Here is a 7,680-nt window from a genome sequence, read left to right as displayed (position 1 = left end):
TAAGAACTTTTAGAAACAATCAATTTATCGCGTTGAACGATGGTTCGACAATTAATAATATTCAGTGTGTCGTTGATTTTGAAAACACACCAGAAGAAACATTAAAAAGAATTACAACCGGAGCAGCTGTTTCGGTTACTGGTGCTTTGGTTGAAAGTAAAGGCGCTGGTCAGAAATATGAAATCCAGGTTTCTAAATTAGAAATCCTTGGTGATTCTGACGCTGAGAAATTCCCGATGCAACCAAAGAAACATTCGTTGGAATTCCTGCGTGAAAATGCACATTTGCGTGTTCGTACCAATGCTTTTGGAGCGATTATGAGAGTTCGTTCTGTTTTGGCTTTTGCTGTTCACCAATATTTTCAGGAAAAAGGTTTTGTATATGTAAATACGCCAGTTATTACAGGTGCTGACGCTGAAGGTGCCGGAGAAATGTTCCAGGTTACTTCATTGCCGTTGGATAATCTTCCAAAAAATGAAGAAGGAAACATCGATTATAAAAAAGATTTCTTCGGAAAGCAAACAAACTTAACCGTTTCGGGACAATTAGAAGGTGAAACTTTTGCAATGGCTTTGGGACAGATTTATACTTTCGGACCAACATTTAGAGCGGAGAATTCAAACACTTCTCGTCACTTGGCTGAATTCTGGATGATTGAGCCTGAAGTAGCTTTCAATGATTTGAATGACAATATGGATTTGGCTGAAGATTTTATCCAATACGTAATTAAATATACGATGGATAAATGCCAGGATGATTTGAAATTTTTGGAAGGCCGTTTAGCTGAAGAAGAAAAATCAAAACCACAGGCAGATAGAAGCGAAATGTCTTTGTTAGAAAAACTAAATTTCGTTTTGGAAAACAACTTCAAACGTGTTTCTTATACCGAAGCTATTGATATTCTAAGAGATTCAACTCCGAATAAAAAGAAAAAATTCAGCTATATCATCAACGAATGGGGCGCTGATTTACAATCGGAGCACGAACGTTATTTAGTTGAAAAACACTTTAAATGCCCAGTGATTTTGTTTGATTATCCTGCAAATATCAAAGCATTTTATATGCGTTTGAATGAAGATGGAAAAACAGTTCGTGCAATGGATATCCTTTTCCCTGGAATCGGAGAAATCGTTGGAGGTTCACAAAGAGAAGAGCGTTATGATGTTTTGGTTGAAAAAATGAAAGCCTTAGGAATTGACGAAGAAGAACTTTGGTGGTATTTAGACACACGAAGATTCGGTTCGGCTGTACATTCAGGTTTCGGATTAGGATTTGAAAGATTGGTTTTATTCGTAACCGGTATGAGCAACATCCGTGACGTAATTCCTTTCCCAAGAACACCACAAAACGCAGAATTTTAAAAGTTGATTTGATGATTCGGTAATTCGGTTATTTGTTTTTAACTTTACAGATAACCAAATCCACAAAAACCAAATAACCATAAAATGTTAAAGCAGTTCCTAAATCTAAAATTATCACAAAAGCTATCACCTCAGCAAATTCAGTTGATGAAGTTGATACAATTGCCTACGCAGGCTTTTGAGCAACGTCTGAAAGAGGAAATGGTTGAAAACCCGGCTTTGGAAAGTGGCAAGGAAGAGGAAGAAGAATATGAGAAAGATGAGTTCGACAACAATGAAGATGATTATGATGATTACGAAGGAAGCGACAACATTGACACTGACGAAATCAACATTGATGAATATTTAAGCAACGACGAAACGCCCGATTATAAACTTCAGGCGAATAATTATAGCGAAGATGATGAGCAACGTACAATGCCATTTGCAGCATCAACGAGTTTCCATCAGGATTTAATCAATCAGCTAAATACTTTTATCTTAACGGATGAAGAACGCGAAATTGCTGAATTTCTGGTTGGAAGCATTGATGACGATGGTTATTTACGCAGAAGTGTTCAGGATATTGTCGATGATATGGCGTTTACGCAGGGCATTTATACGGATGAAAAAAGTGTTGAAAAAATTCTGCATATTATTCATGATTTAGAGCCTTCCGGTGTTGGTGCGCGAGATTTACATGAATGTCTTTTATTACAACTCCGACACAAAACACCAACAGAATATGTTGATTTGGCAATCAATATTATAGAGAACCATTTTGATGCTTTTACCAAAAAACATTATGAAAAACTTCTAGCTACTTTCGAAATATCGAAAGAACAACTCAAAAAAGCTATCGAAGAAATTGAAAAACTGAATCCGAAACCAGGCGGTGCTTTTGACAGCAACACTCGCACAGTAGAACAAATTGTTCCCGATTTTGCCATTCGAATTGTTGATGGTGAACTCGAACTTACGTTGAACGGCAGAAATGCTCCAACGTTGCACGTTTCCAAAGATTATCAGGAAATGCTGCAAACCTATAAAATCTCCAAAGACAAATCGCATTCGCAAAAAGATGCCGTACAGTTTATCAAGCAAAAACTGGATTCTGCCAAATGGTTTATCGATGCGATTCGCCAGCGTCAGGAAACGCTTTTTGTGACAATGAATGCGATTATGCATTTCCAGCAGGAATATTTCCTTGATGGCGAAGAAACCAAATTGAAACCGATGATTTTGAAAGACATCGCCGATATGGTTGGGCTTGATATTTCTACGGTTTCGCGTGTTGCCAATAGTAAATATGTCGACACACCTTATGGTACCAAATTGATAAAAGAATATTTTTCAGAATCAATGAAAAACGATCAGGGCGAAGATGTTTCTACTCTTGAAATCAAAAAAATCCTGAAGAACATTATTGAAGAAGAAGACAAAAACAAACCTTTACCCGATGACCAGTTAGCCGATCTTCTAAAAGAAAAAGGCTATCCAATTGCCCGAAGAACCATTGCAAAATATAGAGACTTGCTTGATATTCCTGTGGCGCGAATGAGGAAAAAGATTTAATAAAACCACTTTGAAAAAAATCCTTCCTTTTTTTTCGTATCTCTTCCACCCCATTTTCATTCCACTTTTAGGAACTGTTTTTTATGTTTTGCTCGAAGCAAAGTATTTTACTTTGCTACAATACCTGCTTCTTTTCCTGCAAATAATCATCATTACTTTTCTGTTGCCAATTGCTTTTTTTTATCTGCTGAGAACATTTGGGAAAATAGAAAACGTAATGCTTTCGGGTATTTCGCAACGTAAGATTCCATTATTATTGCAGTTAATGTTATTTGCTGTTTTGATACAAAAAAGCATAACAATTGACCGGTTTCCAAGCCTGTATTTCTTTTTTCTCGGAGGATTGCTGAGTACGATTTTTACATTTCTTTTACTATATGCCAAATTCAAAGCCAGCATCCATATGATTGGCATTAGTTCACTAACCGTTTTTATAATTGGCCTGAGTATCCATAATCAAATCAACACGATTAATACAGTTGCTTTTTTTGTAATAATGAATGGTGCTGTTGCATCTTCACGCTTATATATGGAAGCGCATTCGAATAAAGAATTGTTAGTTGGATTTTTGTGTGGATTAATTCCACAGACTGCTTTACTCTATTTTTGGTTATAGAATGTAAAACATCAGACCAAAATTGACTGTGTTAATATCAATGGATTCATTGTCAATTTTTGCTGACGATTTAAACAACGGATTTAATCCATAATAAGCATAAAAATTCCACGTGTTCCAACCTGCAGCCACATAAATTCCATAATGAAACTGATTCAAATCCTTGTTGTTGGATTGCTTAAAATCCCCGATGGAAGCCTGCGATTTGTAGTGGTCATAAAATAAATAGCTGAATTTCACACCTGTGTAAACTCTCCAAAATATATGGCTTTCCGGTGTTGAGTCGCGCCATCTGAACTCTAGAGGCAAATCTACAAAATGAAGCGATAATTTATTTTTAGAAAAAGAAATATCCTCATCAAAAATCTGATAGGTATTCATCCCGCCAACATCTCTAATTCCTAAATTCTGATTATAAATTGCCATTGTGTATCCCAAACCTGCAGCTATAGAAACTGTTCGTTTTTCGTTGATTGGCATATCTCTCAAAAAACCAAAAGCAATTCCGGGAGAAAGTTTGTTTTGGGTAATTCCATCAGGACGTTTCTGTAAAGCGTTGTAGGTAATGTTTAGATAAAATTGGTCTTCGCGGTATAAAGAATCTACAGCATCAAAATCGATTTCATCTTTAACCTCATTCTTAATTCCGTTTTCCTGAGCAAAAATCCCCAGAGTTGTAAAAAATGTTATGATAAAAAGACTAATTCGCATACTGATGTTATATGGCATAAACTTACGAAAAAAACACCTTTGCAAAAAGGTGTTTTTTATGAAATATTTTGATTGAGATTAAAACAATCCTTCGATAGACAAATATCTTTCGCCAGTATCATAATTAAAAGTCAGTATTTTGGCATCATTTGGAATTTCCTGCAGTTTTTTATTTACCGCTGCAAGTGAAGCTCCCGATGAAACGCCAACCAAAATTCCTTCTTTTTTGGCAATCGCGCGTGCAAATTCATATGCTTCATCTTTACTAACCTGAATGATTTCATCGATTGCTGCTGCATGATAATTTTGAGGAATAAACCCGGCACCAATTCCTTGAATAGGATGAGGCGATGGACTTCCTCCGCTTAACACTGGCGATAATTCGGGTTCAACGGCAATGACTTTAGGTTTGGGAATTTTTCTTTTAAAACTTCTGCAACGCCTGTAATGTGCCCGCCAGTTCCTACTCCTGTAATGATATAATCCAATCCTTCGGGGAAATCGGCCAGTATTTCTAAAGCGGTGGTGGTTTTATGAATTTCAATATTTGCGGGATTTTCAAATTGTTTGGGCGACCAGGCATTTGGAGTTTCAGTAACCAATTCGGCTGCTCTTTCTATAGCACCTTTCATTCCTTTTTCTCTTGGTGTCAATTCGAATTCGGCTCCGTAAATCTCCATCAGTTTTCTTCTTTCGACACTCATTGATTCGGGCATAACCAAAATTACTTTGTATCCTTTTACAGCTGCGACAAGTGCTAATCCAATTCCGGTGTTGCCCGAAGTTGGTTCGACAATGACACTATTTGGATTTAAAAGCCCTTTCTTTTCGGCATCTTCTATCATCGCTAAGGCAATTCGATCCTTGATACTGTTGCCTGGATTGTTTCTTTCCAATTTTACCCAAACGTTTTTGTTTTCAAATAAACGACTCAATTTTACAACGGGCGTATTGCCAATAGTTCCTAAAATGTTGTTTGCTTTCATTGCTTTGTTTTTTAAATTAAATACTAAAGTTCATTGCCTCTGGAAAGGTTTGAATATTTTTTATAACGATTTCACTTTTATGAAAAACTAAGGATTGTGCCGGAATAGAATTGGTAATCCAAACATTTCCGCCAATAACTGCGCCTTTGCCGATTATGGTATTTCCTCCTAAAATAGTGGCATTGGCATAAATCACTACATCATCTTCAATTGTTGGATGCCGTTTTTCTATGGCTTTATCTTTACTTACTGTCAATGCTCCTAAAGTTACGCCTTGGTATATTTTGACATTTTTTCCAATTACAGCAGTTTCACCAATTACGATTCCGGTGCCGTGATCAATAAAGAAACTTTCACCTATGGTTGCTGCTGGATGAATATCAATTCCGGTTTTGCTATGGGCATATTCAGCAATCAACCGTGATAAGATAAAAGCATCTTTCTTCCACAAAACATAGGCAATCCGATGTACCGTTATGGCAAAAAATCCGGGGTAAGCAATTAAAACTTCACTTCTCGACTTCGCTGCCGGATCAAATGATAAAATAGCCTTTAAATCCTGTAAAAGCTGTTGATATACATTGCTAATGCCATTGAAGAAATCATCCGTTAATTGGTTTGATTGCTCCTTTGTAAATTCTTCTTGTTCCAATAATTCTTTTAAAATTGTTTTTAGTTCCAACTCTTTTTGCTCAAAAAAGTCATATTCAATATATTCTTTATTGGAACAAAATAACCAATACGAGAGTTCGTTAATCCAGTATTTGGCTTTCTTCTTATTCAATAAAATCTTTTTTTCGAGAAAATTAGATTGGTATATTGATTTGTTTACTGATTTCATAATAAAATTTTGATTTTGAGAATGGTATAAAACAAAAAACTCCCCAAAATATTGAAGAGTTTTTTTGTTTAGAAACTATAAGTAATATTAGTCCACAACAAGGCACTCCTCTTTTTGGGAATAACAACAAATACTACTATGTGAAAAATGTGATTTCATTCTTGAATTATATACACAAATATGGCAAGATTATTCTGGCTGTGCAAGTTTTGGAAAGAAAATTAATTTCAGATTATCCAAGCTTAGTAAACTTCCCTTTTAAACTAGCATTTTGGCAAGACGTTGTTTTGTCCTTGCTTGTCAAAGGATTAACTTCGTTGATCCCTGAATGGGATTCTGTCGATAAAAACCATGCCTTTTGCAAAGGCTGTTCTTCTTTTCACAAAAAAGATTCTGAAAGTAAACTTTCAATCTTTTTTGTGAAAAGAAAAACCGAAGCTTTCGCTTCGGTTTTTATCGCAGAAAGGATGGGATTCGAACCCACGTTATGTTGCCATAAACACGCTTTCCAAGCGTGCGCCTTCAGCCACTCGGCCACCTTTCTATTATTTTGAGGTTGCAAAGAACAGCAAAAATTTTGACTAAAAAAAACGTGAATGATAATTAGTTATTGCATTTCGCCCCGTAACGATGTTTCAAAAATGGTTTTGAAAACTGTCGGTGCCACATTTTGTCCCAGTAAATACATCAGTTTTGTAATTGCCGCTTCGGTAGTGATATCTTTTCCGGAAATTACGCCGATTTTCTTTAATTGTGAACTGGTTTCATATTGCCCCATGTTGACACTTCCGCCGGAACATTGCGTTACATTGATAATGTATAAACCATTTTTGATGGCTTTTTTCAAGGTTTGAATAAACCATTCTTCAGTTGGTGCGTTGCCGGAACCATAAGTTTCGAGGATTATTCCTTTTAAATTTGGAATGGAAAATATAGCAGACAAAACAGATTCATTAATCCCCGGAAACATTTTTACAATCACCACATTGCTGTCCATTTTTTTATGAACTACCATTTTTTTGGTGGTTTGCTTAGTCAAAACCAAATTGGAATTGACATTCAAATGAACACCCGATTCGGCTAACTGTGGATAATTGGGCGAAGCAAAAGCATTAAAATGTTCAGCATTTATTTTGGTAGTTCTGTTTCCACGGTATAATTTGTATTCAAAATACAGACAAACTTCGTGAATGACAGATTTCCCTTTTTGTTGCAGCGATGCGATTTGAATCGCTGTAATCAGGTTTTCTTTAGCATCCGTTCTCAAATCTCCAATTGGTAATTGCGAACCCGTAAAAACAACAGGTTTATTCAAATTTTCCAACATAAAACTCAATGCCGATGCTGAATATGACATTGTATCTGAACCATGAAGCACCACAAATCCGTCAAAGTTGGCATAGTTGCTTTCAATCATTTCTGCAATTTCAATCCACTTTTCAGGATTTATATTGGAAGAATCAATAGGCTTTTTAAAGGAAATTGTTTCAATATTGCAATCCAGATGTTTGAGTTCAGGGATTTTTTGCAATAGTTTTTTGAAGTTGAATGCTTTCAAAACACCGGTTTCAAAATCTTTTATCATACCAATGGTTCCACCAGTATAAATTA

At 35.9% G+C, this 7,680-nt stretch carries 6 protein-coding genes, 1 tRNA gene and 1 pseudogene; 3 read left to right on the top strand and 5 right to left on the bottom strand.

Annotation, left to right across the window (positions count from 1 at the left end):
- The 3 genes from asnS to ABIQ27_RS13915 all read left to right on the top strand — a co-directional run.
- Positions 1–1,361: asparagine--tRNA ligase (gene asnS / locus ABIQ27_RS13925; protein WP_348034524.1), on the top strand; the 1,361-nt coding region annotated here is incomplete at its 5' end.
- A gap of 84 nt (positions 1,362–1,445) precedes the next feature.
- Positions 1,446–2,915, top strand: a complete 1,470-nt coding sequence (rpoN, locus tag ABIQ27_RS13920; RefSeq protein ID WP_348034523.1) for an RNA polymerase factor sigma-54 — start codon at positions 1,446–1,448, stop codon at positions 2,913–2,915.
- 10 nt (positions 2,916–2,925) lie between these two features.
- On the top strand, positions 2,926–3,531 hold the full coding sequence (locus ABIQ27_RS13915) for a hypothetical protein (protein WP_348034522.1): 606 nt from the start codon (positions 2,926–2,928) through the stop codon (positions 3,529–3,531).
- Here the strand turns inward: ABIQ27_RS13915 and ABIQ27_RS13910 are convergent.
- The 5 genes and pseudogenes from ABIQ27_RS13910 to ABIQ27_RS13890 all read right to left on the bottom strand — a co-directional run bounded on the left by ABIQ27_RS13910 (position 3,526) and on the right by ABIQ27_RS13890 (position 7,678).
- Entirely contained in the window at positions 3,526–4,260 is a 735-nt protein-coding gene (locus ABIQ27_RS13910) for a porin family protein (RefSeq protein WP_348034521.1), read from the bottom strand. The two genes, ABIQ27_RS13915 and ABIQ27_RS13910, sit on opposite strands and share 6 nt — an antisense overlap.
- A gap of 60 nt (positions 4,261–4,320) precedes the next feature.
- Positions 4,321–5,228: pseudogene (cysK, locus tag ABIQ27_RS13905) on the bottom strand (cysteine synthase A).
- A 16-nt stretch (positions 5,229–5,244) separates the two neighbouring features.
- Positions 5,245–6,069 carry a serine O-acetyltransferase EpsC gene (gene epsC / locus ABIQ27_RS13900; protein ID WP_348034520.1) on the bottom strand — a complete coding sequence of 275 codons (825 nt, stop codon included), beginning with the start codon at positions 6,067–6,069 and terminating at the stop codon, positions 5,245–5,247.
- Between the two features lie 459 nt (positions 6,070–6,528).
- A tRNA-Ser gene (locus ABIQ27_RS13895) sits at positions 6,529–6,613 on the bottom strand.
- A gap of 63 nt (positions 6,614–6,676) precedes the next feature.
- Positions 6,677–7,678: an asparaginase gene (locus tag ABIQ27_RS13890; protein ID WP_348034519.1), complete on the bottom strand. Its 1,002-nt coding sequence runs from the start codon at positions 7,676–7,678 to the stop codon at positions 6,677–6,679.
- Positions 7,679–7,680: the final 2 nt, after the last annotated feature.

This window comes from Flavobacterium sp., from assembly GCF_039916025.1.
Classification (GTDB): Bacteria; Bacteroidota; Bacteroidia; order Flavobacteriales; family Flavobacteriaceae; genus Flavobacterium.
Note: the sequence above shows the minus strand (reverse complement) of the source record. Positions and strands in the feature narration are given on the sequence as shown.

Bases quoted from the DNA above. Each gene is read 5' to 3' on its own strand.
- ABIQ27_RS13910 (WP_348034521.1), bottom strand. From the start codon at position 4,260: ATGCCATATAACATCAGTATGCGAATTAGTCTTTTTATCATAACATTT.
- rpoN (WP_348034523.1), top strand. From the start codon at position 1,446: ATGTTAAAGCAGTTCCTAAATCTAAAATTATCACAAAAGCTATCACCT.
- epsC (WP_348034520.1), bottom strand. From the start codon at position 6,069: ATGAAATCAGTAAACAAATCAATATACCAATCTAATTTTCTCGAAAAA.